Source organism: Rhizobium sp. P43, assembly GCF_056730705.1.
Window position 1 is genome coordinate 4,282,151 of the sequence record NZ_CM161539.1, and the last position, 25,577, is coordinate 4,307,727.

The 25,577-nt window shown below is 54.4% G+C and carries 24 protein-coding genes; all 24 read left to right on the forward strand.

Translation table 11 applies throughout. The features are described from left to right. Positions 1 to 7 precede the first annotated feature (7 nt). Entirely contained in the window at positions 8 to 916 is a 909-nt protein-coding gene (locus AC1PUL_RS21090) for an NAD-dependent epimerase/dehydratase family protein (RefSeq protein WP_480465935.1), read from the forward strand. Between the two features lie 348 nt (positions 917 to 1,264). Further along, the gene (locus AC1PUL_RS21095) at positions 1,265 to 3,013 is read left to right on the forward strand and encodes an ABC transporter ATP-binding protein (RefSeq protein ID WP_480465936.1); all 1,749 of its coding nucleotides are present in this window, start codon (positions 1,265 to 1,267) and stop codon (positions 3,011 to 3,013) included. After that, a complete protein-coding gene (locus AC1PUL_RS21100) occupies positions 3,010 to 3,900 on the forward strand; it encodes an SDR family oxidoreductase (RefSeq protein WP_480465937.1) in 891 nt (296 codons plus the stop codon). Before AC1PUL_RS21095 ends, AC1PUL_RS21100 begins: the two co-directional genes overlap by 4 nt. Then, positions 3,900 to 5,084, forward strand: coding sequence for a glycosyltransferase (locus AC1PUL_RS21105; RefSeq protein ID WP_480465938.1), 1,185 nt, complete (start codon positions 3,900 to 3,902; stop codon positions 5,082 to 5,084). Before AC1PUL_RS21100 ends, AC1PUL_RS21105 begins: the two co-directional genes overlap by 1 nt. Next, the gene (locus AC1PUL_RS21110) at positions 5,081 to 6,637 is read left to right on the forward strand and encodes a hypothetical protein (protein ID WP_480465939.1); all 1,557 of its coding nucleotides are present in this window, start codon (positions 5,081 to 5,083) and stop codon (positions 6,635 to 6,637) included. The genes AC1PUL_RS21105 and AC1PUL_RS21110 overlap by 4 nt, the downstream gene beginning before the upstream one ends. Beyond that, positions 6,612 to 7,121, forward strand: coding sequence for a KdsC family phosphatase (locus AC1PUL_RS21115; protein ID WP_480465940.1), 510 nt, complete (start codon positions 6,612 to 6,614; stop codon positions 7,119 to 7,121). The genes AC1PUL_RS21110 and AC1PUL_RS21115 overlap by 26 nt, the downstream gene beginning before the upstream one ends. A 192-nt stretch (positions 7,122 to 7,313) precedes the next feature. After that, on the forward strand, positions 7,314 to 8,180 hold the full coding sequence (locus AC1PUL_RS21120; protein ID WP_480465941.1) for a dTDP-4-dehydrorhamnose reductase family protein: 867 nt from the start codon (positions 7,314 to 7,316) through the stop codon (positions 8,178 to 8,180). Positions 8,181 to 8,216: 36 nt separating this feature from the next. After that, on the forward strand, positions 8,217 to 9,290 hold the full coding sequence (locus AC1PUL_RS21125; protein ID WP_480465942.1) for a polysaccharide biosynthesis protein: 1,074 nt from the start codon (positions 8,217 to 8,219) through the stop codon (positions 9,288 to 9,290). Positions 9,291 to 9,299: 9 nt separating this feature from the next. Continuing rightward, positions 9,300 to 10,463 (forward strand): non-hydrolyzing UDP-N-acetylglucosamine 2-epimerase, encoded by a 1,164-nt coding sequence (gene wecB / locus AC1PUL_RS21130; protein WP_480465943.1) that lies wholly within the window; start codon positions 9,300 to 9,302, stop codon positions 10,461 to 10,463. Continuing rightward, positions 10,460 to 11,434: a glycosyltransferase family 2 protein gene (locus AC1PUL_RS21135; RefSeq protein WP_480465944.1), complete on the forward strand. Its 975-nt coding sequence runs from the start codon at positions 10,460 to 10,462 to the stop codon at positions 11,432 to 11,434. Before wecB ends, AC1PUL_RS21135 begins: the two co-directional genes overlap by 4 nt. 49 nt (positions 11,435 to 11,483) lie before the next feature. Further along, a complete protein-coding gene (locus AC1PUL_RS21140; RefSeq protein ID WP_480465945.1) occupies positions 11,484 to 12,716 on the forward strand; it encodes a glycosyltransferase family 4 protein in 1,233 nt (410 codons plus the stop codon). Positions 12,717 to 12,836: 120 nt separating this feature from the next. Further along, positions 12,837 to 14,012 (forward strand): UDP-4-amino-4,6-dideoxy-N-acetyl-beta-L-altrosamine transaminase, encoded by a 1,176-nt coding sequence (pseC, locus tag AC1PUL_RS21145; protein ID WP_480465946.1) that lies wholly within the window; start codon positions 12,837 to 12,839, stop codon positions 14,010 to 14,012. Continuing rightward, positions 14,009 to 14,854: an aldo/keto reductase gene (locus AC1PUL_RS21150; protein ID WP_480465947.1), complete on the forward strand. Its 846-nt coding sequence runs from the start codon at positions 14,009 to 14,011 to the stop codon at positions 14,852 to 14,854. Before pseC ends, AC1PUL_RS21150 begins: the two co-directional genes overlap by 4 nt. Continuing rightward, the gene (locus AC1PUL_RS21155) at positions 14,851 to 15,879 is read left to right on the forward strand and encodes an N-acetylneuraminate synthase family protein (protein WP_480465948.1); all 1,029 of its coding nucleotides are present in this window, start codon (positions 14,851 to 14,853) and stop codon (positions 15,877 to 15,879) included. The genes AC1PUL_RS21150 and AC1PUL_RS21155 overlap by 4 nt, the downstream gene beginning before the upstream one ends. Further along, the gene (locus AC1PUL_RS21160; RefSeq protein ID WP_480465949.1) at positions 15,876 to 16,640 is read left to right on the forward strand and encodes a hypothetical protein; all 765 of its coding nucleotides are present in this window, start codon (positions 15,876 to 15,878) and stop codon (positions 16,638 to 16,640) included. The genes AC1PUL_RS21155 and AC1PUL_RS21160 overlap by 4 nt, the downstream gene beginning before the upstream one ends. Further along, positions 16,637 to 17,944 carry an aminotransferase class III-fold pyridoxal phosphate-dependent enzyme gene (locus AC1PUL_RS21165; RefSeq protein WP_480465950.1) on the forward strand — a complete coding sequence of 436 codons (1,308 nt, stop codon included), beginning with the start codon at positions 16,637 to 16,639 and terminating at the stop codon, positions 17,942 to 17,944. Before AC1PUL_RS21160 ends, AC1PUL_RS21165 begins: the two co-directional genes overlap by 4 nt. A gap of 4 nt (positions 17,945 to 17,948) precedes the next feature. Beyond that, a complete protein-coding gene (gene pseG, locus AC1PUL_RS21170; RefSeq protein WP_480465951.1) occupies positions 17,949 to 19,037 on the forward strand; it encodes a UDP-2,4-diacetamido-2,4,6-trideoxy-beta-L-altropyranose hydrolase in 1,089 nt (362 codons plus the stop codon). Positions 19,038 to 19,050: 13 nt separating this feature from the next. Further along, positions 19,051 to 19,932: a class I SAM-dependent methyltransferase gene (locus AC1PUL_RS21175; RefSeq protein WP_480465952.1), complete on the forward strand. Its 882-nt coding sequence runs from the start codon at positions 19,051 to 19,053 to the stop codon at positions 19,930 to 19,932. Further along, positions 19,932 to 20,783: an NAD-dependent epimerase/dehydratase family protein gene (locus tag AC1PUL_RS21180; RefSeq protein ID WP_480465953.1), complete on the forward strand. Its 852-nt coding sequence runs from the start codon at positions 19,932 to 19,934 to the stop codon at positions 20,781 to 20,783. The genes AC1PUL_RS21175 and AC1PUL_RS21180 overlap by 1 nt, the downstream gene beginning before the upstream one ends. Continuing rightward, positions 20,780 to 21,478 (forward strand): metallophosphoesterase family protein, encoded by a 699-nt coding sequence (locus AC1PUL_RS21185; protein WP_480465954.1) that lies wholly within the window; start codon positions 20,780 to 20,782, stop codon positions 21,476 to 21,478. Before AC1PUL_RS21180 ends, AC1PUL_RS21185 begins: the two co-directional genes overlap by 4 nt. A gap of 320 nt (positions 21,479 to 21,798) precedes the next feature. After that, positions 21,799 to 22,422, forward strand: coding sequence for an ATP-grasp domain-containing protein (locus AC1PUL_RS21190; protein WP_480468648.1), 624 nt, complete (start codon positions 21,799 to 21,801; stop codon positions 22,420 to 22,422). After that, positions 22,419 to 23,468: a pseudaminic acid synthase gene (gene pseI / locus AC1PUL_RS21195; protein WP_480465955.1), complete on the forward strand. Its 1,050-nt coding sequence runs from the start codon at positions 22,419 to 22,421 to the stop codon at positions 23,466 to 23,468. Before AC1PUL_RS21190 ends, pseI begins: the two co-directional genes overlap by 4 nt. A 34-nt stretch (positions 23,469 to 23,502) precedes the next feature. Then, entirely contained in the window at positions 23,503 to 23,973 is a 471-nt protein-coding gene (locus AC1PUL_RS21200) for a GNAT family N-acetyltransferase (protein ID WP_480465956.1), read from the forward strand. Positions 23,974 to 24,020: 47 nt separating this feature from the next. Continuing rightward, entirely contained in the window at positions 24,021 to 25,559 is a 1,539-nt protein-coding gene (locus AC1PUL_RS21205; RefSeq protein ID WP_480465957.1) for a polysaccharide biosynthesis PFTS motif protein, read from the forward strand. The last annotated feature ends 18 nt before the right edge of the window (positions 25,560 to 25,577 follow it).

The window sequence follows — 25,577 nt, forward strand, 5'->3', positions numbered from 1 at the left end:
GGGCCATGTGACTTGGACTTTAGTGACTGGCGCATCGGGGTTTGTCGGCAGCTACCTCCTGCAGGAACTGCAGAAACAGGGGATTCGGGTTAAAGGCGTATCCCGGGCTGCCAAAACCGGCCTTTTACAAGTGCCAACATATGGCCCCGAGATGGATTGGGCGCCCTTGCTCGGTGATGTCGATACAATCATTCATCTGGCGGCGCGTGTTCATTTGACCAGAGACCGTGCCAAGGATCCTCTCTCTGAGTTTCGAAAGGCGAACGTGGAAGCGACCCTTAATCTTGCGCGCGCAGCAGCGCAGGCTGGCGTACGACGCTTCATTTTCGTAAGCACGATCAAGGTCAACGGCGAAACAACGAAAGCTGCTCAACCCTTCAGAGCAGACGATCCGCCTGCGCCTCAAGGCCCATATGCTGTCTCGAAAGCAGAAGCGGAAGCTGCTTTGTTCGACCTGGGGACACACTCAGGTATGGAAATCGTGGTCATCCGACCTCCGCTGGTTTATGGGCAGGGTGCAAAGGGCAACATGGCGACCCTCGAAAAATGGGGGAAATTCCACCCACCTTCTCCGTTTGGATCTATCAAAAACAGCCGATCGCTCGTCCATCTTTCGAACCTTTCCAGTGCAATACTTGCCGCACACCAGCGAAAGGAGGCCGCCAATCAGATTTTCCTGGTCGCGGACAGCCACCCGATATCGACCCACGATATACTTCTTGATTTTGGCTGGACCGAACCGTCGAAGATGATGAATTTCCTATTGTCCAATACGGTTCTACGATTGCTTGCCGTTCATGCGCCCATGAAAAACAGACTGCTGGACAATCTTGAAGTCGATATAGAAAAGACCCGGACCATGCTTCAGTGGAATCCGTCCGCCTTTGTCCGGCAAAAGGGTCGCAAGTCCGACTAACCAGCTCAAGCCAAAGGAGTTTTGCAGCAGCGAATTTCGTGCCTGTACAAAGCCAGCGGTTCAAGCTGAACAGATGGGTCTGCCCCCGCGGCTCATATTGGCCATCCCTTCACGGCGTCCGAAGGTGCAGTTTGCCCCACGACATCGCGGAGACCTTGGGACAGAATCTCGCAACATTGCCTCAACTGCGGCTGGGTCGAATGGCAGTCCTTCTGCGAACAACCTCTTCAGACGCGTTTATCCAGCACGGTGCAAGGATAGCAGGCTGGCGACTTCGACTTCCGTTGCAGGATAATTTATGCGAATACGGCCCGAGTCTCAAAGGGCGAGAAAAGGCCTTCCGGAATCATGAAACTGACTACCCTACCACTCGGCAAGAGCCTTTCACTCCTCGACCCGGGCACGCGTCGCAAACTGCCATTGCTGTTGGCAAGCTTTGCCATTCTCGCCGCTCTTGATGCCGCCGGTATTGCCCTGTTCTTTCCGCTGGTGGTCTCCCTCGTGGATAACTCGTCGGATGGTCAATTTCAGGCACTTGCCAGCTTCTTGCCTTCTTCTTTGGCAGGTGCCAGCGCTGCACCCGCCTTTTTGTTCTCCGGGCTCATCGCTTTCGTTTTTGTCATCAAGAACTTTCTGTCGGTGTTCCTGTTGAAATGGCAATACCATTTCTTGTTTGCCGCTGAAGCTGAACTCGGGCGCAAACTGTTTGAAAAATATCTGCGGGGACCCTGGCCGTCGATTTCGAACCGAAATTCCTCAGAATTGATCAGAAACGCTTCAACCTCCTGCAGTCATGTCTTTCTATCATTCTTGATCCCAATGATTACGATTTTTGCAGAACTTCTTCTCTTAGTTATTTTGCTGGGAGCGCTTCTGTTTTTCTACGTCGAAGTCGCATTCACAGCTGCACTTATCATCGTCGCTCTATCCAGTGTATATTACTACTTCATAAAGCGTCGGCTCAATCTTGTCGGCGAACAATTTCAACGTGCAAGTTTTGAAGTTTTGAACGAGCTCAAACAGGGAATTGGTGCCGGGCGGGAGGTGCGCGTGCTCGGGCGGCAAGATGAACTTGTCCGGCGGCTTGAGCGAGCGCGGAGAACATATGCACGGTCGCAGTCAGACCGCAGTTTGTTTACACAACTACCCCGATATTATCTTGAAACGGCGCTCGTGCTTGTTTTCTTCGCTGCAATGTCGCTGATGACCGCAAACCAGAAAATGGCCGATATCGTGCCGCTGCTGACAGTATTCGGCGTGGCTTCTTTACGGCTGATGAATTCAGCAAGCAAGTTGCTCGGCGCCGCCCAGCAGTTGCGCATGGGTGCGCCGGCCGTCATGGCTGTCTGGCACGAATTCCACCACGGGACGATTTCTGGCGCTCCGGTTCCAGTTGGGCGCCGCGCCGACATCGTCGAGACATCGGCAGAACATGGCCTGATACTGGAAGATGTTTCACTTGCCTATCCCGGCGGCACCTGGATTCTACAAGATTTGAACCTCGCAGTGAACTGGGGCGAATGCGTCGGCATCATCGGCCCCTCAGGAAGCGGAAAGAGCACTCTCTTTGATGTCATGATAGGGCTGCTGCCGCCTGCGTCGGGAAGCGTTCGCGCAGATGGTGTGGAGATTTCAAGCAATCTCGACGCCTGGCTGTCGCGCATCGGTTATGTCCCCCAGTCAGTCTATCTTTCAGACGAAAGTCTGAGGCAGAATGTGGCATTTGGTATCCCGGAAGAAGAAATAGATGACAGACGCGTTGAACAGGCGCTGAAACTCGCCCGACTCGATCAGTTTGTGTCATCTTTGCCGCTCGGTGCGCAGACAATGGTCGGGGAACAGGGCGCCGCAATTTCCGGTGGACAGCGCCAGCGGATCGGTATTGCGCGCGCTCTTTACCATGACCCCGATGTACTGCTGTTCGACGAGGCCACATCAGCGCTGGACGGCGATACAGAGCGGCTGGTCGTGGAGTCTATCGAAGCTTTGCGTGGGCAGAAGACAATTGTCGTGATAGCCCATCGGATGAGTACTCTGGCCCCATGCGATCGTGTATTGACGATGTTAGACGGCCGTTTGCAGGAGTTAAGCCAGTGAACAGGCGATGGTTGATCGTCGGTGGGAGCGGCATGCTTGGACATTCGCTGTGCCGGTCACTTATTGACGTCGGGATAGAGACATGGGCGACTGCAAACTCCAACAGCACAGCCCAAGATCAAAATGTCATCCCTCTGGACCTCGCACAATCCTTGGACGTGCGCAAAATCCTCAGGCAATCTGATCCAGATGTCATTGTCTATGTCGCGGGATTAACCGACGTCGACAGATGCGAGGCGAACGAAGCGCTGGCCGAACGACTGCACGCTGGGGCGGCATCGGAATTTGCTGGCGGCGCTCTCAGCCACCAAAAGTTCGTATACATTTCTACCGATCACTTATGGGATGGAACGAACCAAAATGTCTCGGAGGAAGAGCCCCTTCATCCGCTAAACGCTTATGCGCGGACCAAGGCTCTAGGCGAAAAACTGGTATCGGAGGCAAATCCCGACGCTTTGATCTTGCGGACCAACTTCTTCGGCAACGGCTTGACGTGGCGCAAATCGCTCTCAGACTGGATGCTTGAGCGCCTTCGCACGGGTCAGACGCTCAACGCCTTTACCGACGCATATTTCACGCCAATCGCCATGCCGCTCCTGTCTCGAACGATTCTCGCAGCCGCTGGGTTGGATTTAGCCGGGATCTATCACTGCTGCGGCGCCGAGCGGATCTCGAAGTTCGAGTTCGCGCACAGGTTGGCGGAGCATTTTGGTCTGGACCGCGGCTTGATTTCTGCCGCTGAACTATCCAAGGCCCCGTTGAAGGCGCCTCGCCCCCTGGACATGTCCCTATCGACCGAGAAGCTATCTGATGCACTGGGATACGCTCTTCCTTCCTTGCACGACAGCCTGAACTCTATTTCGTCTCCTTCATTCAGGTCCTCATGATGAGTTTGACCGAGCGTCGCGAACGGCTCAAGGCCCTGGTCTTCTGTGACTATTATCTTCCAGGTTTCCGCGGGGGAGGTCCGATCACCACGATCCGAAACATGGTGATGACCTTAAGCGGCACTGTCGAGTTTCGCATCATTACCCGGGCGCATGATCTTGGTGAAAAGGAGCACTACCCTGGCGTTCGTCCAGGCGACTGGGAGAACCGGGAGGGCGCAAGGATCATGTATACTGAAACCGCAGACATGACCGTTGGACGCATCCTGTCGGAAATCCTGCATCAGAAACCAGATGTGATCTATCTGAATTCGGTGCTTTCACGCAGGTATACGCTCATTCCCCTGCTTGCAGCGATACGGGCGCGCAAGGCGTTGGATCCGCCGCCGCTGATCATTCTGGCTCCGCGCGGTGAATTCTCCCCTGGAGCACTTTCGCTGAAGCCATGGCAAAAGAAGGTCTATCTCGGGATGCTTCGAACATTTGGAATATGGCGCAACGTAGTATGGCAAGCTTCAACCGTGCACGAAGCAGCAGATATCCGCCGGGTCGCAGGTCCCGAAGCAAAAATCTTCATAGCGTCCGATCTGCCGTCACCCTTGATCATGCCCGCCGACCTGAAGCCAAAAAGAGCTGGTGACGCTGTCATTGCGTTCGTCGGCCGAATTTCGCCGATGAAGAACCTCCACACGGCCATTCGGATTGTCGCGAAACTGAAAGGACATATCGAATTCGTTGTTGTCGGACCTGCGGAAGACAAAGCCTACTGGGCTGAATGTCAGAAAGAAATTGAGCGCCTTCCCGGGCACATCAAGGTGACGATCAAGGGATCCCTTCCTCCGTCTGAAGTTCTTCGCACCTTGAGCCAATCGGACATTCTTCTTCTGCCCTCCCTAGGCGAGAACTTCGCTCATGTGGTTCTGGAAGCCTTGGGAGCGGGCTGCCCTGTTGCCTTGAGTGATCGTACCCCATGGCGAGATTTGCAGCCGCTCGGCATTGGCGCAGATATAGCACTCGAAGAAGAAGATAAATTTGTGGAGTTCCTTCAGGGACTGATCGACCTTGACGAAACTTCGTTCCATGAAAAGAAGCAGGCTGCGCAACAGTATGCGCGCCAATTCGTTGCCAATAACGCGCTAGCCGAGAACTACATTGCAATGTTCGAAGGGAAACTGGCAACTTGACTGAAAGGCAACGGATGTCGAGGCTGGGGCGACGCGAGCCTGACCAGGCCAAGCTGGAGAAGATCGCTTACGCAGGGTCGAACATCATTCGGCAGATACCGGACGCGGACATTGCGGCCGTTGAGGCGCTGCACTTCCGCAACAGCCATCCGAACTCTTTGAAAGTCTTCGAGGGCTTACTGCAAACCAGCGGCATGCGGGAACGGTTCGCCTTCTGGGCCAGGGCAATATGGCAAAATGGCGTTGTGCCCCTTCTTGCGTCATTCAGTCGGGAGCGCGGGAGCTGCAAGGCCTATCAGGAAGCCGATATCGATATACTGTTCATATCCCACCATTTCGACGACAAACATCTATCGGGTGAACGCGATCTTTATATCGGCAATCTTTCTGAGCAGCTGCAGGGCTACGGAATCATCAGCAAGACGGCCCTTATTGATCATTCCCCATCCGGAGCGCGTTCGACACCTCATCCGGCGGTGTATTCCGGGAAAGTCCTGTTGCCAAAAATCTCTGATGTCAGGGGCGAATTCGGCATAACCGCGAGATTGGTGAAGGCTTCAACAAAACTCCTTTTCCACAAGGGTAAAGTCCCGGAAGAGTTGGCGCTGGCTCGATACGCAGCTCGAAATGCATTTGCGCCGGCGTCTCGCTCAGCGCTTCGCATCGGGGATCAAGTGCATGATCTCGTCAAGTCGCTGCGTCCTAAAGCCATATTCATTACCTATGAGGGACATAGCTGGGAGCGCGTGGTTTTCAGACGGGCGCGACAAGCCGATGAAGCAATCAAGTGCTTCGCCTTTGCACATGCGCCGCTGTTTCCGATGCATCATGCCCTTGCTGCGAAGCTTGGTCATGGATACGACCCTGATGCCATCTTTGTAACGGGTGAAGCGGCGCTGCAGATCTTGAGTGCCACTTGTGAGGCAACGAAGGTGCTTGAGGTATTGGGAAGCCCTCGCGCCTCCGCACGCCCCCTGAGCACAACCCCAAAGACATCTCGCACCTGCCTGATCTTGCCCGAGGGTCTGGTGGAAGAAGCTGCCGCCTTGTTGGATGTGGCTGTGGCGGCGGCATCTCAACTGCCAGATGTCATGTTCAGCATAAGGATGCATCCGGCACTCGACAAAGAACGGTTCACGTCACAAAGAAGCCAATTCAACGCGCTCCCCGCAAATTTCAGATGGTCAGAGGGAAGAACCCTTGATGAAGATCTTGCGCAGTCACGATGGGCGATTTATCGGGGCAGCTCGGCTATCATAGCCGCGCCTTTGCATCAGACGCGACCACTCTATTACCAGATGCCAAACGAGGAGTCGGTCATTGACCCCCTCTTCCCGTTGAAGGGTTACCGCATCGTGTTCAGGAATCCGGAGGAATTGGTTTCGGCACTGACTCTTTCTGAGACGGGATCGCCAGACGATTATCAGAAGGCCGTGCGCTTCTGTGAAGCCTATTACGAACCATTGGCCGCGCGCGGCTTGGTCCGTGTGTTGGCGGCCAACATACCGATTGGGGCAGAGAAAACAGATGAAGACGAAGCTCGAAGACACTGAGTTGAACAACCGTCTCGCCAGCATTCGCATTCTGTCATGTGACGTTGATGGCGTTCTGACTGACGGGGGTCTCTATTACGACGCAAATGGGCAATTATTGCTCCGCTTCAATGTACAGGATGGCATGGGGCTCAAGCTTCTCATGAACGCCGGCGTCACTGTTTGTCTGATCAGCCAAAGCCGCAACCAGATCATTCCTCAACGCGCCGCAGCGCTCGGTATCAAGTACTGCTTCACCGGCGTTGAGGACAAATCGACAAGGATCATCGAACTGGCCGGCGAGCTCGGTGTGGACATGTCCGAAGTTTGTCACATCGCCGACGACGTCAATGACCTTTCGCTTCTCGCTCGGGTCGGCGTCCCTGTCACGGTGGCGAACGGCGTTAAGCAGGTGCAAGACATCTGCGTGATCACGACGACGCGGGCTGGTGGGCACGGAGCAGTAAGAGAGTTGTGCGACCAAATCCTGACGTCGCGCGTGTGACGCTCGAGCGCCGTGATTGAAGAAAAGCGGCTGCTTTGGGTTGCTCTGTAGCGGACGGTCCGGAGGAAATTGCAAGTTGGTAGAATCTCATGTAGGCAGGCGCGCATAATGATCAGATCTGACGATCTTGCGGCGACGAAATGAAGATTCGAAAAGCTCCGACGCGGAGCTTACTGCAACGGCGACTTACACATGCGTATACTCATTTTGGGCGGAGACGGCATGCTGGGGCATCAGTTGCTCGTCCAGCTTCGCCAGAATCACGACGTAAAGGTGACGGTCAGAAAATCCGTCGCCGAATACGCTGCTTTTGATTTGTTTGATAAGGAAAACACCATTGACGAGTTGGACCTGCGCTCGACAGCCGATCTGAAGAGGGCGATCGAGCTCTATCAACCCGAGATGGTGGTCAACGCTGCGGGCATAGTAAAACAGCGCGACAGCTCCAAGGACAGACTGCAAAGCCTGGAAATCAACTCCGTCTTGCCGCACCGCCTCGCGCATCTTTGCGAAGGACAAGGCGCCCGTCTTGTGCATTTCAGCACGGATTGTGTCTTCAGAGGAGATAGAGGCGGCTATTCGGAGGCTGACCTATCGGATGCAATTGATGTCTACGGCCGGACCAAGTTCCTGGGAGAGGTTGAGGCCCCACATTGCATCACTTTGAGAACATCCATTATCGGGCTGGAGCTACACCGCAAGACGAGCCTGATAGAATGGTTCTTGCGTCAGCGCGGCGCGGTGAAAGGCTATACGAATGCCATTTTCACCGGCTTGACCACCATGGAAATTGCCAGGTTCGTTGACCACGTCGTCTGTCGCAGACCGGAGATGCACGGCCTCTATCACGTGGCTTCCGATCGGATCTCCAAGTACGAGTTACTTCATAGGTTGGCCGCCAAGCTCGGAAAATCCGGCGTCACAGTTGAGGCTGACCCCTCATTTGTATGCGACCGGAGTCTGATTAACGGCCGTTTGGTCGCAGAGACGGACTATGCTCCACCATCGTGGGATCAAATGCTCGAAGAGTTAGCCAAGCTGATCGAAACTCGACACTGAGGTCGAGTGAGTTTCACCGTAAATCGAAAGAAAAAGATGAAAAAGATTCTGGAAGGCAAGAGAATCCTGATCACCGGTGGTACCGGCTCGTTGGGCAAGAGTTTGGTGCGTCGTGTCATCTCTGGTGAGCGGGGAGACCCTGCGAAAGTGATCGTGATGAGCCGCGATGAAGGCAAACAGCACGAGATGCGCCTGGCCTATCTCAGCAAGAGCGCCAGCACAGACGAAGTCATCTACCGCAACTTCCTGAATATGCTTGAATTTCGGATTGGGGACGTTCGATCTTATGCCGACGTTTGCGGCGCGATGCGCGATGTTGATATCGTCATCAATGCCGCTGCGCTGAAGCAAGTGCCCACCTGCGAATACTTCCCTGAACAGGCGGTGCTGACAAATTGCGAGGGTCCGGTGAATATCGTTCGCGCAGTTCGCGAACGGATGGCAAGTCCTGAGGTTATCGTCGGCGTATCGACGGACAAGGCATGCAAGCCCGTGAACGTCATGGGCATGACCAAAGCGATCCACGAGCGCATTTTTATTGCGGGAAATGTTCTGTCCAGCAAGACGCGCTTTGTCGGCGTACGATATGGCAACGTCCTGGCCTCGCGTGGATCTGTGATCCCGGTTTTCCATGAGCAGATCCGCAATGGAGGGCCGGTCACTTTGACTGTGCCCCAGATGACACGCTTCCTGCTCAGCCTGGATCAAGCGGTCGACACCGTGTTCGAAGCAATCGAGACTGCCCTGCCCGGCGAAATCGTTGTTCCTCGTGCGCCGTCTGCAACGGTAATCGATATTGCTCATGCACTCATTGGTGAAAGAGATATCCCTACAAAGATAATCGGAATCCGACCGGGCGAGAAGATGCACGAACTGATGGTTTCGGAAGAAGAGTGCACGCATACCGTTATTCGGGGAGACTTCATGGCCATTCTTCCCATGCTGCCAGAGCTGATGAATGAGGAGGCGCACAAAGGAGAGATCCTGGGGCGCGAGTTCAGTTCCGGTGATACTGTCATGACGCTGGAAGAGACGAGGGCCTTGCTGAAGAAGTACAAGCTTCTGGTCGAGGACCGCGATTTCAACGACACTTCGGAACTCTTGCGCTGAGTTTGAATGATGAGCGAGACAGAAGCGCGCGCCGATTCTCGGCTGAAGGTCGCGACAATCGTCGGAACAAGGCCTGAGATTATCAAGCTCAGCCGGGTTATTGCCGAGCTCGATATTCATACAGATCACGTTCTGGTCCATACTGGCCAGAATTATGACTATGAACTCAACGAAGTGTTTTTTGAGGAGCTCGGAATTCGGCGTCCTCAGCACTTTCTGAACGCGGCTGGCGCAACAGCGGCCGAGACGATCGGATTGGTCATTGCCAAGAGCGACGCGCTCCTGCGGACGATCCAACCGGATGCCGTACTGCTTTACGGAGACACCAACAGTTGCCTGGCCGCAATCGCTGCCAAGCGACTGAGGATACCGGTCTTTCACATGGAGGCGGGAAACCGATGCTTCGATCAGCGTGTCCCCGAGGAGATCAATCGGAAGATCATTGATCATCTAAGCGATGTGAACATGACCCTGACCGAGCATGCACGGCGCTATCTGCTCTCCGAGGGGCAGAGACCTGAGCGAACTTTTGTGGTTGGCTCTTCGATGCCGGAGGTGCTTGCGCATTATCGCGATGGAATTGAAGCGTCCCGGATCCTGAATACGCTATCCGTCCAATCCAAAAGTTACTTTGTGGTATCCAGCCATCGAGAAGAAAACGTGGACGACCCTGCCAGGCTGAAGGCATTGATTGAGGGTGTCAATCGGCTGTCCGAACACTTCGACAAGGACGTGATATTTTCCACCCATCCGCGAACGAGGAAGCGGCTCGACGAACTCACCCTTACAGCGAATAGCCGCATACGGTTTGTCAAGCCTCTCGGTCTTCTGGACTATATCAGGCTTCAAAGAGACGCATATTGCGTGGTCTCTGACAGTGGCACTCTGACTGAAGAGGCAGCATTGCTCGGTTTTCCAGCGATCATGATCCGCGATGCGCATGAGAGACCTGAAGGCGTCGACGTGGGAACGGTGATCATGAGTGGCATAGAAGCCGAACGGATGCTGGACAGCGTATCTGTTGTCGTTCGACAGGCAGAAGATATCGCCACGAAACAGGCAGGGCCGATATCGATACCGCCTGATTATCGACCGACAGATGTGTCACGCAAGGTGGTAAGGATCATCTTGAGCTACACGAATTATGTGGACAGGGTAGTCTGGGGGAAATGACCCCTGCGCAAGCCGATGATCGACCCTCGAACGAGCCGAATTTCGTCATGACGATCCATAAAATTGCCTATGTGGTGCCGACAAAGGACCGTGCCGCCGACCTGCGTAAACTGCTGATAAGCCTGAGCAAACAGACTGAGGCACCGGCACAGATTGTGATCGTGGACGGGAGCTCTGATCCGGTTCGGTTCGTTTGTGATGACTTCCCGGCGTTGCCGTTGACGTATGTGCGTGAATTTCCACCATCTCTCGCGCGGCAACGCAATGCCGGGATGGCGGCTCTTCATAACGACATTACCGTTGCGGGATATCTGGACGACGATCTTGAGCTTGAGCCCGACGCAACAGAACGGATGCTCCGGTTCTGGGAGAATGCGAAGTCAACGATTGGCGGCGCGGCCTTTGCAATCGTCAACCAGCCCCTGAGAACTTCAAGACGCGGTGGCCTATCTGACTTTTTCCTGCTGAATTCTCATCACCAAGGAAAGCTGCTGAAATCTGGTTTTGCAACGTCGATCGGCGTTCCTGAAGAGCATCTGGAAACCGAATGGCTATACGGCGGAGCCACATTGTGGCGCCGGGAAGTGATTGAACAGTTTCAGTATGACGAGTGGTACATCGGCCATGGGTTCCTCGAAGATGTCGATTTCAGCTATCGCGTTTCGCGAAAACTTGAGCTTTGGGTGGTGGCGGATGCGCGGGTCTGGCACTGGCCTCACCCGGTCCTGATGTCGAAGCATGTCACTCTTGGCATTCAACAGGTCGTCAACAGGATTTATTTCACCCGCAAGATGGGCAATTTCTCGTCCGTAGCACTGTCTTGGGCGCTGTTTGGCCAATGCATACTGAACATCAGTCAATCCCTTTGGCACCGAGAAGGAAGCGGCCTGCGTCGCTTCTGGGGCAACCTCAAGGGCCTGCTCGTCGTCGCGCAGGGCAAACTGGGGCCGGTTGAGGGAATCTGGAAGTAACAGTCCGCGGCCAAAAGCGCCGATGGCTTTGGGCAATGAGGCCTTTCACATGCATGTGCTTTTCCTGTCGCAATATTTTTGGCCCGAAGATTTCCGTGCGAACGATATTGTTTTGGGGCTGACGGAGAGGGGCCATACGGTAACCGTTGTAACGGGCCTCCCAAATTACCCCGGCGGCAAGTTCTTTGACGGCTACTCATTCTGGAAAGGTCCGTTTCGCGAAGAGAAGGATGGTGTAGAGATTATCCGCTGTCCCTTGATTCGGCGGGGACAGTCGAGCCGTATTGCTCTCGCGCTGAACTATGTGAGCTTTGCACTGTTCTGTTCGGTCATGTTGATTTTCAGGCGGCGCCAAGCGGATATAGTATTCTGCTGGATGGTCTCACCCGTTACACAGGTTTTACCAGCAATCGTTGCCAAACGCTTGCTTAAAGTCCCTCTTGTCCTGTGGGTGATGGATCTCTGGCCGGATAGCCTGTCGGCATCCGGAAGGATGAACAACCGTCGCGTGATCAGGATCATGCATACGGTGACCCGCTGGATCTACAGAAGATGCGATCGGATCCTAGGACAATCTCGTCGGTTTGTGAGCCACATCATAGACGTGGGAGGTCTTGAGCCCGGGCGCGTTGTCTACATGCCCCAATGGGAGCCAAGGAAGCGTGTTGACAAACAGGCTTGGGACGAAATGCCGAGGTTTGCAGACGATTTCAACGTCGTCTTTACTGGCAATATCGGACACTCTCAAGATTTCGGTACCGTCACAGAAGCAGCACGACTTCTTGACTCAGAGATCAAGGTCAACTGGGTCATCGTTGGGGAAGGCGACGCCTTGCCCTATCTTAAGCAACAAATCGGGGAGAAAGGTGTAGCAGAAAACTTTCAACTCCTTGGACGTTTCCCGTTTGAAACGATGGACTATTTCTACGCCAATGCGGATGTGCTGCTGGCGACCTTGAGGCCAGCTGAGGCATTCAGCAGAACGATACCAACAAAGATACAGTCTTATCTGGCAAGCGGAACACCACTGGTCACCGCAATTGATGGTGAAGTTGCCGAGATCGTCGCGGAAAGCGGCGGGGGGATCGCGGTAGAGGCGGGAAATGCAGTTGCGCTGGCCGATGCAATCAAGAAGATCGCTGCCCTTTCGCCGGAAGAGCGGCATGCAATGGGACATCGGGGACGACAATTTTTTCTTCAGAATTTTGACAGAGAGGAACTGCTTGACCGACTGGAGGCTTTGCTTAAAGAGGAGATCAAACGAAATTCTTCTTCGCATTGAATGGCACTGGCAACCAAGCCAAATCTCCACGGATACCCCATATGGCCAGCGTCCTGAAGTGCCGCCACAAGAGATCCGGTGCTGCACTTTCGGGATGGAATGGAACAAAGGTGAAATGAAATGATCCCTTACGGTCGCCATCATATCGACGAAAGCGATGTCGAGGCAGTCTCCGAGCTTCTCCGTGGTGGCATGTTGACCCAAGGGCCGATGATTGCTGCCTTTGAAGAGGCCGTAGCCGGTTACACCGGAGCAAAATATGCAGTGGCCGTATCGAGCGCGACGGCAGGGCTGCATCTTGCAGCGATCGTTGCCGGCGTCGGCGAAGAAAAAGCGCTGCTCACATCTCCCATAACCTTTGTCGCAAGTGCGAACGCGGCACACTATGCTGGCGGCTATGCCTCCTTTGTTGATGTGGACGCCGCAACCGTGAACATGGCACCCCATAAGTTGGCCGAAGCGCTTTCTGCGAACCGCAGCGTGCGGGCGGTGGTGCCGGTCCACTATGCGGGGCTTGCGTGCGACATGGCCGAAATCGGCCATATCGCCAAGTCGGCAGGGGTGTGTGTCATAGAAGATGCCGCTCACGCGCTCGGTGGGCGTTATGAGGACGGCTCAATCATCGGCAGCGGTGTCTTTTCCGACATGACGGTGTTCTCGTTTCATCCCGTGAAGGCTGTAGCCGCAGGCGAAGGCGGAATGATTACGACAAACAACGAGGCCTATTACCGACAATTGCTGCGTCTGCGCAGCCATGGAATTGGAAAGCTGGACGATCCATTCCTCATCAAGGATCAGGCCTTGCATGACGGGAAGCCGAACCCCTGGTACTATGAAATGGTCGAGCTTGGCTACCACTATCGGATCACCGACATCCAGTGTGCGTTAGCAATCTCGCAACTCAAGAAGCTGGACAAGTTCGTTGCCCGTCGACGCCAACTGGCGATTTCCTATGACAAAGCCTTCAAAGAGTTCAAGAACCTGCGTCCTGCACAGCCGGAACATGGGAGAGACCGCAGCGGTCACCACATCTATGTATTGAGGATCGCATTTGATCGATTGAAGATATCGCGCGGCGATCTGATGCGAGCGCTTCGGGAGCGCGGCATTGGTACGCAAGTCCACTATATTCCGGTGCCCTGTCACCCTTATTATCGCAATCTCGGGCATGATCCGCAGGCATATCCTGAGGCCATGGGCTTCTACCAGGAAGCCTTGAGTATCCCTCTCTTCTACGATTTGAAGGATGAGGAGCAGGACAAAGTAGTCAAAGCCTTTGAAGAGCTGGTCGGATGAAGCTCGGTCTAGGCACAGTGCAGTTTGGACTAGCTTATGGAGTTTCGAATTCGACAGGCGAAATTTCGAACGACGAAGCGTCGTTGATACTGGACACCGCACGCTCAGGTGGGATCCGAACAATTGATACAGCTGCCGCCTACGGTTCTTCGGAAGCGCGGCTGGGATCACTCGGACTAGAAGGCTTCGAAGTTGTGAGCAAGCTTTCCGGTGTCGCGCCGTCCGAGTTAGACACAGCCGTGCGGTTGTCACTCATGCGCCTGAAGCGTGCCAGTCTCGACGGATTGCTTCTGCATAGGCCCGGCGAATTAAATGGTCCAGATGGGGCCGAGATTTGGAGCATCTTAGAGCATCTCAAATCAGAAGGTCTGATCAAGAAGCTTGGCGTATCGGTCTATAGCCCCGAGGATCTGGATCGACTTCCTCAAGGGTTGGCCCTAGACTTGGTTCAGCTACCCTATAATGTTGTCGACCGTCGCATGGAAACCTCCGGTTGGCTCGAGCGACTGAAGGAGCAATCAGTTGAAGTCCATGCACGCTCGGCATTCCTGCAGGGCTTACTGCTGATGGAGCCTGCCGAGAGGCCGCAACACTTCTTTCGCTGGAACGACTTATGGCAATCGTTCGAGGCCTGGTTATCAAGTGAAAAGTTGACGCGCCTGGAGGCCTGCCTTGGCTTTGCTCTTGCGAACCCGTTCATTGACCGAATAATTGTCGGGACACAGAGTGCTGACCAACTTCAAGAGTTGATGGCGGTTAAGCCGCTGGAGGTGGCGCCGCCCTCTTCACTCTCCACCAAGGATGATAACCTCCTGAACCCCGGGAACTGGAACGCCAAGTGACTAAGCCAGACCAAAACCATATCGAAATTGTTGCTGAACTTGCCCAGGGTTTCGAAGGGAACCCGCAATTGGCTAGCCTGTTGCTCAAAGCAGCCGCCGCCGGCGGCGCAGACGCAGCGAAATTTCAGCTCGTCTACGCAGATGAATTGGCAACGCCGGACTACAAATACTATGAGTTGTTCAAGTCACTTGAAATGGAAGATGCGGTATGGGCAAGCCTGGCACAACAAGCAACCTCCGCAGGGATCGAGCTGCATCTTGATGTCTTCGGTCGCAAAAGCCTGTCACTTGCAAGCACCTTGGGTGTGCGATCTGTAAAGCTGCACGGCACTGATATCGCCAACGCTGGCTTCTTGGCAGATGTCGCCCAGAGCTCCATCCCCCGGGTCATGCTGGGCGCAGGTGGCGCCAATCACGGCGAAATTTCGCGGGCTCTGGAGGTACTTTCCGGCAAAGAGGTTGTGATCCTGCTCGGTTTCCAGGGTTATCCAACTCCGACTGAAGCCAATCAGATTGCTCGAGTCAGAAAATTTGCTGAAATTTGGGGCGCAAGCCATGAAGGGGTTTCGATTGGCTTTGCCGACCACGCGGATCCGAATGACGGCACCCGGTTTGCTCTGGCTGCCACCGCAATTGGGGCCGGTGCAACAGTTATCGAGAAGCACCTTACCCTCGGCAAGAATATGAAGTTGGAAGACCATGAATCTGCGTTGAATCCCGATGAATTCAGCGAGTTCACCGCGATTGTCCGCAATTGTGCCTTGGCTTTCGGCTCAACCGGCGAAACGGCCGATTTCGCAATGTCTGAAGCAGAACATGGCTATCGGAAAATGATCCGTCGCCATGTGATTGCTACGCGTGACTTGCCGGCTGGTACAAACTTGGCGCCAGAGCATGTGATGTTGAAGCGGGCGGGCGCCGACGACGTCATCACAGACATCGAATTCGTCTATGGAAAGACGCTGAAGCGCGCTGTTGCGGCAAACACTCCGATCCAGTCGCACGCCCTGGAGGTTGGTGCATGAGCCGGCGTCTTGTAGCAGCGCTCGCTTGCCGCAACCAGGGCAGTCGCCTTTACGGCAAGCCCGTCCAGAATCTGGATGTAGAGAGCGGGATCCGGATCATCGACAACATCATCGGCTGCCTTGAGCACCTGGGCATCATCGACGAGATTGTGCTGGGTATCTCTGAAGGCATTGAAAATCAGGTTTTTTGCCGTATCGCTGAAGAAAAGGGCCTTCGCTACATCGTCGGCGATGAAGTGGACGTACTGGGCCGGCTGATCGCTTGCGCAGAGCTGGGGGGAGCGACGGATGTGTTCCGGGTCACCAGCGAATCTCCCTTCCTTTACTTTGAGCCGGTGAGAGAAGCCTGGGCGCGTTATCAAGCCGAAAGCGCGGATGCACTATTTTTCGATGACATCATAGACGGATGTGGTTTCGAAATCATATCACGCGCCGTACTGGAGGAGTCGCATCGCAACGGTGATGTTCGCCATCGATCGGAGCTGTGCACCCTATATCTGCGAGAGAACCAGGCGAGATTTAACATTATCCGCGTTGCAGGCCCTACAGAGCTACAACGCAAGGACCTGAGGTTGACTGTAGATAATCCCGAAGATCTTGCTCTTTGCCGAACGGTATATGCGATGTTCAAGGATCAGGCTCCAACCATTCGGGTGCATGATATTGTTGCTTTTCTCGATGCGAACCCATCACTCATTCAATTGACGGCGCCTTTTGCAGAACAGGGCTACAAGACGATGTATGTTTGGGGTGAGCAATGAGCAACAGCGGTCAGAAGCTCTGGAAGCGTGCCAAGAAGGTCATACCCGGGGGCAACTCGCTTCTGTCGAAACGTGCGGAAATGCTCCTTCCGGAGCAATGGCCAGCCTATTTCAGCAAAGCCAAGGGTCACACCGTCTGGGACCTGGACGGGAACGCCTATATAGACATGTTCCTGTTTGGCGTGGGTACGAATACGCTCGGTTATGGGCATCCAGAGGTGGACGAAACCGTCATGAACGTCGTTCGCGACGGCAATCTCTCGACATTCAATGCGCCCGAAGAGGTTCATCTGGCAGAGCGTCTGGTAGATATGCATCCGTGGGCGGACATGGCCCGCTTCTGCCGCTCCGGCGGCGAGGTGAATGCCGTGGCAATTCGAATTGCCAGAGCTGCCAGCGGTCGTGATAAGGTGGCATTCTGTGGCTATCACGGTTGGCACGACTGGTATTTGGCCGCGAACCTCGGAAACGAAAAAGTTCTGGCAGGACATCTGCTGCCCGGACTTGAACCCAAAGGGGTACCCCAGGAGTTAGCCGGTTCCATCATACCGTTTTCGTACAACTCGATTTCCGAGTTCGACGCAGCGGTCTCTGATCCCGAAGTTGGGGTCGTCTTCATGGAGGTTTCGCGCAATGCCGGACCGGAGGCTGGTTTTCTGGAACACATCCGAAGCGTTACCAGCCAGCGTGGTATCGTCCTGATCTTTGACGAGTGCACTTCGGGATTTCGCCAGACATTTGGCGGCTTGCACAAGCTCTATGGCGTGGACCCGGATATGGCCACCTTTGGCAAGACCATTGGCAACGGCTATGCAGTGACGGCGGTCATTGGGAGACGTGAGATCATGGAGGCGGCCCAAGCGACCTTCATCTCATCCACGTTCTGGACTGAGCGGATCGGTTCTGCCGCAGCACTGAAAACCCTGGAGGTCATGGAACGTGAACGCTCATGGGAGCGCATCACCGAGACAGGCAGGAATATACGCCGGAAGTGGCAGGAACTGGCTGATGCTCATGACATCCAGATTGATCATTGGGGACTGCCAGCTCTTTGCGGATTCACCGTTAAAAGCGACAACGCACTGGCATACAAGACCTTGATCACCCAGGAAATGCTCGCCAAGGGTTACCTCGCCGGAAACAGCGTATACTGCTCATTGGTTCACACGCCCGATGTGGTTGACAGATTTTTCCAGGCTATCGAACCTGTCTTCGAGTCCATAGGTCGGTGCGAGCGCGGGCTTGATGTTTCTGGCCTCCTGAACGGCCCTGTGGCCCACTCAGGTTTCAAAAGGCTGAACTAGGGCGATGAAGGTTGCGTTCAGGGTCGATGCAACGATGGAGATAGGGTCGGGGCATGCGATCCGATGCCTAACCTTGGCAAATGCCTTAAAATCGCGTGGCGCCGAAACTTGCTTTATCGGGAATATCGACCTTGGTTTTGTTGCAAGACGTATTGAAGAGGATGGTCATCAAACGATCGACTTGCCGATTATCGATGGAGTGCCAGACTCAGATCTGTCGCATTCGGCGTGGCTGCGTCGAGACCGCCTGACAGATGCAGATATCTGTAGCTTCGCTCTCAAGGACTTTCGCCCCGATTGGCTTGTCGTAGACCACTACGCTCTCGATGCGAGATGGGAGCGCCGCGTATCAACCACAGCGAAAAAGATCATGGTGATCGATGATCTGGCAGATCGACCGCATGAGTGCGACATCCTGCTCGATCAGAACTTTCGCCGCAAAAGCGATGATCGTTACGCAACGCTTGTGCCGCAGACATGCATGCTGCTCCTTGGCCCACGATTTGCTTTGCTTCAGCCTGAATATACAAGACTGCATCGGTCAGCGCGGTCGCGTTCGACCATCAGGCGAATATTGATTTACTTTGGTGGCGGCGATCCCGAAGGGGATCTGCTTATCAAGAGCCTTGACGCAATAAAGAGCTCGGCGCCTGCATCAAAAGTAGATGTCGTTTATCCGTATGATTCCAGCGAGGGATTGAAAAGGCTTCAGGAAGCAGCTTCGGCAATGAACGGGGTAAAGTTGCATCGGAACCTGCCAAGCCTGGCGCAATTGATGCATTCGGCCGACTTGGCAATTGGTGCGGCTGGCGCAAGTTCATGGGAACGGCTTTGCCTCGGTTTACCGAGCATAATCGCAGTCTGTGCGGAGAATCAAAACGAAGTAGCAAATGAGATGCAGGCAGCGGGACTGGCCATAAATATCGGTCCCAAGCACCTGGTAGATAAACTGAGCGTTGAGGCTGCTCTAAAAGCCGTGATGCAAAAAGACCTCTCACAGTGGTCGCAAGATTGTTTAAAGCTTTGCGACGGCCATGGGGCAGGCATTATAGCAGAGCTTCTATGCAGTATGGATGCCTCGGCGACACTCTAAATAGGCTTCAAACATGTCAGCTTTCCAAAACATAAAACAGCATCCGTTCGGCTTTTATCAGGTCGAATACATTCCATCTGCAGCAGAGCTCGCTGAGTACTATTCACAGAAGTACTATCAGGAAGCAAAGGGCAGCTATGAAGTCTCATACAACAACGACGAAATAAATCATATTCGCGAGAAAATTTGCTTTCGTTGGAGTCTGATCGAACACCACTTTGATGGATGCGGAAAGTTGCTCGATGTCGGTTGTGGTGAAGGATTTACGCTCGCGTATTTCAAAAGATTAGGATGGAAGGTCAAGGGCCTGGATTTCAGCACAGCGGGCATTGAAGCACAAAATCCGGACGTTCTCCCAGAGCTTCTGGTCGGAGACGTCTTCGCCAACCTGACTACACAGGTGGCGAGCGGCGAGACATTTGAAATCATTTGGCTCCAAAACGTTCTCGAGCACGTGATTGACCCGGTGGGGCTGATGGCATCGCTCGTTCCCTTGCTCAATAAAAACGGCGTTCTCGTGGTTACGGTTCCAAACGACTTTTCGGAACTTCAGCTCAGGGCCTTGAATGATGGCAAGGTCAACAGACCTTACTGGGTGGCTCCGCCAGATCATCTGTCGTATTTTTCAGCCGAAAGCCTGCGAAGGATCGGGGCAGAAACCGGCTGGTCCTGCGAGGAGTTGATAGCCGACTTTCCTGTCGACTGGTTCCTTTACAACAAGCGCGCCAACTATATTGAGGATCCAAGTTGTGGCAAAGCTGCGCATTTTGCACGCGTGGAACTTGAAAACATGCTCTTGTCGAAAGATAAGTCTCACTTGAAGCAGTTGTATACGGCGCTGGCAAATCTCGGGATGGGCCGGGATATTACTGCCTTCTTTAGGCGCACCGCGTGATGCGGGGATCGGTCATCCTTACCGGCTACAATGGCTTCGTCGGATCACATACCTTGGAAGCGTTGGAGGCGGAAGGTTTTCGGGTAGTGCTTGCGGGAAGGCACCCTACGAGCGCCAAAAGCCGCGAATTCGTTCACCTTGACCTCGACGACCCCTACAGCATCCGACAGCTTTTTGCGGTTTGTGATGTTTGTTCTGTGGTTCATCTTGCTGCAAACATCGGCTGGCCAGATAAGCCAGACAGAGAACTATTCCGTCCCAATACGCTAAGCACCGGTCTGCTTGCTGATTTTGCCGCCAGCCGCGGGGCCAAACTTGTCTATGCCTCAGCTGCGATCATTCACGGTGCAAGAACGCCTAGAATTGCAACGGGCGGTCCCTTGTTCCCTGACACTCCCTATGGCAAGAGTAAGTATAACGGAGAAATCCTGGTCACCAATTCGGGTTGCGATCATGCCATACTGAGGTTTGGCGGGATCTTCGGGTTGCGAGGCCCCTCTCATCTTGGCCTGAACCGGGCGATTGACGGAGCGCTTGAGGGCAAAGTGCCAGTGGTGATTGGCGCAGGCAGTGCGAGACGAAACTACCTCTACGTCAAGGATGCGGCGCAAATGATTGTCTCGGCCACTACCAGCGCCGAGATTTCTGGTGTGCATCTTGCGGCGGGATCAGAAGAACTTTCGCTCGAACACATGCTTGAAACGGTATCCCAAACGTTCCTATCCGTGAACTGCGTGCACAAAGAGGGACCCGATGCGTCCGATCAGTTGATAGAAGTGTCCGAGAAGCTGCCGCCCGGACGCCCATTCGAAAGTGCTCTGATCGATTTGTGGCAGGACGCGGTCAGATGAGGATAGCGCTTATCGGCGATATTCACGGGAATGCATGCGCACTTGAGGCGGCTTTGAGTTCTGCATCGGAACTCGGTGCGGACTTCTATTTGAATACGGGTGATCTCGTCGGGTATTACTACCAACCCAAGCAAGTCGTTGACCTAATCCGTGGCATGGCATGCGTTTCTGTTCGCGGTAATCATGAAGACATGCTTTTTCGATGCATGACGGACGAGCGGGAACGGGCGCTTGCGCGCTCGAAATACGGATCCGGAATCGACGTGGCGCTTGAAATGCTGGACAGCGACGATCTTCGATGGTTACGCGATCTTCCAGAATCTCTGACGATCGAACTGGATGGAAGAGCTGTTTTACTGGCACATGGCGCACCATGGTTGACCGACTTCTACGTCTATCCGGACGCGGCAGCCGAAGTATGGCAACGAGTGGCAAATGACCATGTCGATATCACTGTCCTTGGGCACACGCATTACCAGTTCGACCGGCAAGTCGGAAGCATGAGGGTGATCAACCCCGGTTCGGTTGGGCAACCACGAGATCGCCGACCTGGTGCTGCGTGGAGTTTGCTGGAGTTGTCCACAATGACAGTTTCACATTTTCGTACACAATATGATACGCAGCCAGTCATCTCAGAAGCACTGCGCCGCGACCCCCAACTTCCATATCTGCAAACGGTTCTTACCCGACGATGACAAACATTCTATTGACCGCGATCGGTGGTGATATTGCCCAGGGCGCGGCAACAATACTCCGGGAGAATTTTCCAGGTTGGCGTCTGATCGGCACCGATATTGGGGAACGGCACGCCGGATCGCTCTATGTTGACAAGGTCATGAGGGCGGTGCCTGCAACAGAGCCAGGGTACTTGCCTTGGCTCCTTGATACATTGGAAGCTGAGAAGATAGATCTGTGTTGGCCACTATCCGAACCCGAGATCGGTGTCTTAGCACCTGTGGCATCTGTTGGCTTCGGTCGATGCACATTGATAACGCCAGGGCAGCTTGCCGTGGCCATGGGGAACGACAAATATGAAACCTCTTGCTTTTTGAAGTCCTTGGGACTTGATGTACCATGGACAGTTGCAGAAGCTAGGGACCTCACATCGTCTTGCTTTCCTTGCATATACAAACCTCGCCGCGCGTCAGGATCACGGTCTATCTTCACTTGCTTAGGGCAGGAAGATGCGTTGTTCTTGGAAATGCGCTTCCCCGGTGGCGTCTTTCAGGAACTGCTGCTGCCAGCCGACCGCGAGGTGACGTGCGCTGTTTATCGGACGCGTCAAGGGCAAACGCACGTGCTCGCGCTGCTGCGCAGCTTGACCGGCGGATTAACCGGATGGGCGCAAGTAATTGACGATGTTGAAATATCAAGGCAGTGCCAACGCGTGGCCGAAGCGTTGCAGCTGCATGGGTCAATTAACATTCAGCTTCGTCTCACCGACGCAGGTCCGCGCATCTTCGAGATAAATGCGAGACTGTCATCCACTGTGTTGATGCGCCACCGAATGGGCTTCCAGGATACTCTATGGACGATCAAGGAGCTTCTCGGCCAGGAGATCGACATTCGCATGCCATTGTCGGGCACTATTGGCGTCCGAACCCAAAACGTCGCCGTGATTGAGGAGAAGAAACAATGACCTTTGCTATTGGCGAAAGACCGATTGGTCGAGAACACGCTCCCTTCATCATCGCGGAAATGTCGGGTAACCACAATCAGTCGATCGAGCGCGCGTTTGAAATCGTAGAAGCTGCCGCCAAGTCTGGCGCTCATGCCATCAAGCTTCAGACCTATACGGCAGACACGATTACGCTCGATGTGCGCGGCGGTGCTTTTGAGATCAATGACCCCAACAGTCTTTGGGCAGGCAAGAACCTGCATGATCTTTACAAGCAGGCCTATACGCCCTGGGAATGGCATGCTCCGATCATGGCGCGGGCCAAGGAGCTTGGCCTGCTGTGCTTTAGTTCTCCGTTTGATGAGACTGCTGTCGACTTTCTGAACGATCTGGGCGTACCCGCGTTCAAGATTGCATCTTTCGAGAACAATCACCTGCCACTTATTCGTAAGGCCGCAAGCACAGGGAAACCCTTGATCATTTCGACGGGTATGGCGACTATTGCGGAACTGGATGAAGCTGTTCGCACCGCACGGGAAGCAGGCTGCAAGGATCTTGTCCTGCTGAAGTGCACGAGCACCTACCCGGCCACCCCGGATAACAGCAACATCCTGACAATTCCGCACATGGCAGAACTCTTCGGCTGCGAAGTGGGTCTTTCTGATCATACGATGGGCGTCGGAGTTGCCGTCGCAGCAGTTGCCCATGGAGCGACTGTCATCGAGAAACACTTTACATTAGCCAGAGCGGATGGCGGAGTAGACAGTGCCTTCTCTCTTGAACCCGCCGAACTCCAGAGTCTGGTTGTGGAGACGGAGCGCGCATGGCAAAGCTTGGGGCGCGTCAGCTATGGCCCGACAGAAGCGGAAAAGAAGTCGCTGGTGTTCCGCCGCTCCATCTACGTTTCTCGCGATGTGAAGGCGGGAGATGTTTTTGGTCCGGACAATCTACGCATCGTTCGACCTGGAGATGGACTTGCTCCCAGGGACTATGCTTCAATCTTAGGGCGTGCCGCCAAACAAGACGTTACGAAAGGGACCCCTATGTCATGGGATCTGGTCGGCTAGTGGCAGCATGATAATCACGACAGAACGTCTTCTGATGCGTCCTCTGGCTGTGGAGGACGCAACTGAGCGCTACCTTTCCTGGTTTAGAGGACCCGGCGCCGACCGTGTTACTGCTTCGAAAACGACACAGGCTTTGGCAGATATCGAGGAATACATCCGCGCACGCGCTTTACGCGAAGACGTGCTGTTTCTCGGAATATTCGAGCGGGAGAGCAACCATCACATCGGCAATCTGAAGTACGAGCCAGTCCTCCCGGATGGCCGGGCGGTACTCGGCATCTTCCTGGGGGACGAGACTGCCCGGGGAAAGGGCTATGCAGGCGAGGCCATTGCAGCAGCGAACCGGTGGCTAAGGGACTTCAGAAACGTCCGCACCGTTGTTCTTGGGGTTGATGCTGACAATGCGCCAGCTATCCGCGCTTACAAGAAACTGGGCTTTGATGCATCCGATAGCGAGCTTATTCCCAAAGCGGATAACATCTGCTGCATGAGCATCGAACTATAATGTTTGCGCGCGTTTGGCGATCAGTCTCCAGCAAACGGAAGCGTCGAATGATGCGAGATTATCGGCGATTGCGAGATGCCGGTGAACTCGGGCGAGTTGAGAGTGCGCTGTTTGTTCTTGCAGATACTCCCCTCGGTGTGACCACAACTGCGCGTGAGCAATTCTTTGGTGCAGCTACACCGATTGCGGAAAAGGTCGTAAGGCAATTTCTGCTTGCACAAATCGCTGGCATGCCCCTCAAAATGAAAATGATCAGCAGTCTAGGTTCGTCAGCACAATCGCTGGTGCACCCCCTGCCGCCAGCGTGGTGTGACGCGCTATCGAGGCACGGCTTCAAACTTTCGAAGTGTGCTTGCACGCTGATGTGGATGGCATACCTCGTTGGTATGTTTGCCTATGCGTGGCTTGCGATGGCAAAGTCACTGGCTCTCTCGCTGCGAAGAGAAGAGGCGCCATACGAAGGGAGCGCGTACTTTGATGGACTGTCCACGTCGCAGCTGCCTCGGGACCAAAAACCAAGTTACGACATCTTCTCCTGGTACGCCTCTTGGGCGGGGCGTCACCCCGAAGTCTCGCGCTTGTCGCACAGCATCTCCGAAGGTAATTCGAAGGAGGCACTGGGGCTTTCGCTCGTCTATGTCAGCCAGCCGCAACCGTTACCCCAAGGATTCCGACAGCGAATAACGCTCCTAAGCGATTTCACGAAATTGGCGTGCATTGCACTGCTGGATTTTCTACGGGGTCGCTGGTGGCACATGCTTTTGCTGCGCGAGGTCGAACGAGCAGTGCTCATTAACCACACACCGCGGGAGCGCCTGCCCAAAGAATACTTGATGAGCAACTCGGGCTGGCTTTACAGACCCTTGTGGACCTATGCCGCCGAGGCTGCAGGAAGCCGTGTAACTTTCTACTTTTACTCAACGAATGCCGCAGTCTTTAAAACCGCCTCCGGATATCCGCGTCAGACCAATCACTGGGAGCTTTGTACCTGGTCACGGTATCTGGTCTGGGAAGATGGGCAGCGCGATTTTCTGAGGCGTCTTGGGATTGATGCTCCCATCGATATTGTGGGGCCGATCTGGTTTTCCGATGCCGATGCAATTCTTCCCGCAGTCAAACCGCCCGTCATTGCAGTGTTCGATGTGCAGCCCATGCGCGAATCGATCTACCGATCGCTCGCCTTGGGATTCGAGTACTATACGGCGTGCACTGCGATCGGCTTTGTGGAAGGTATCTGTGAGGCGACGAACGGATTTCAATTGAAAATCCTCTTCAAGAGAAAGCGAAATGTCGGGAGAAACATCCATCCGCTCTACGCTGGTACACTCGCACGACTGACGGATACCGGCTTGCTCATCTCTGTTGAGCCTGGCTTGGCGGCCCAACACATCATCGAGGCGTGTTCCTGTGTTGTGAGCATGCCATTCACTTCGACCGCACTCATCGCACGAGCCATGGGCAAACCATCCTGCTACTTTGACCCCACAGGTTTGGTTCAGACGGATGATCGCTCAGCCTATGGCATAGAAGTATTCAACACTCCTGAAGCACTTAGAGATTGGATCGCTTCAAAGGTGATGGTATAGGGCGCCCACGAGTTGGAG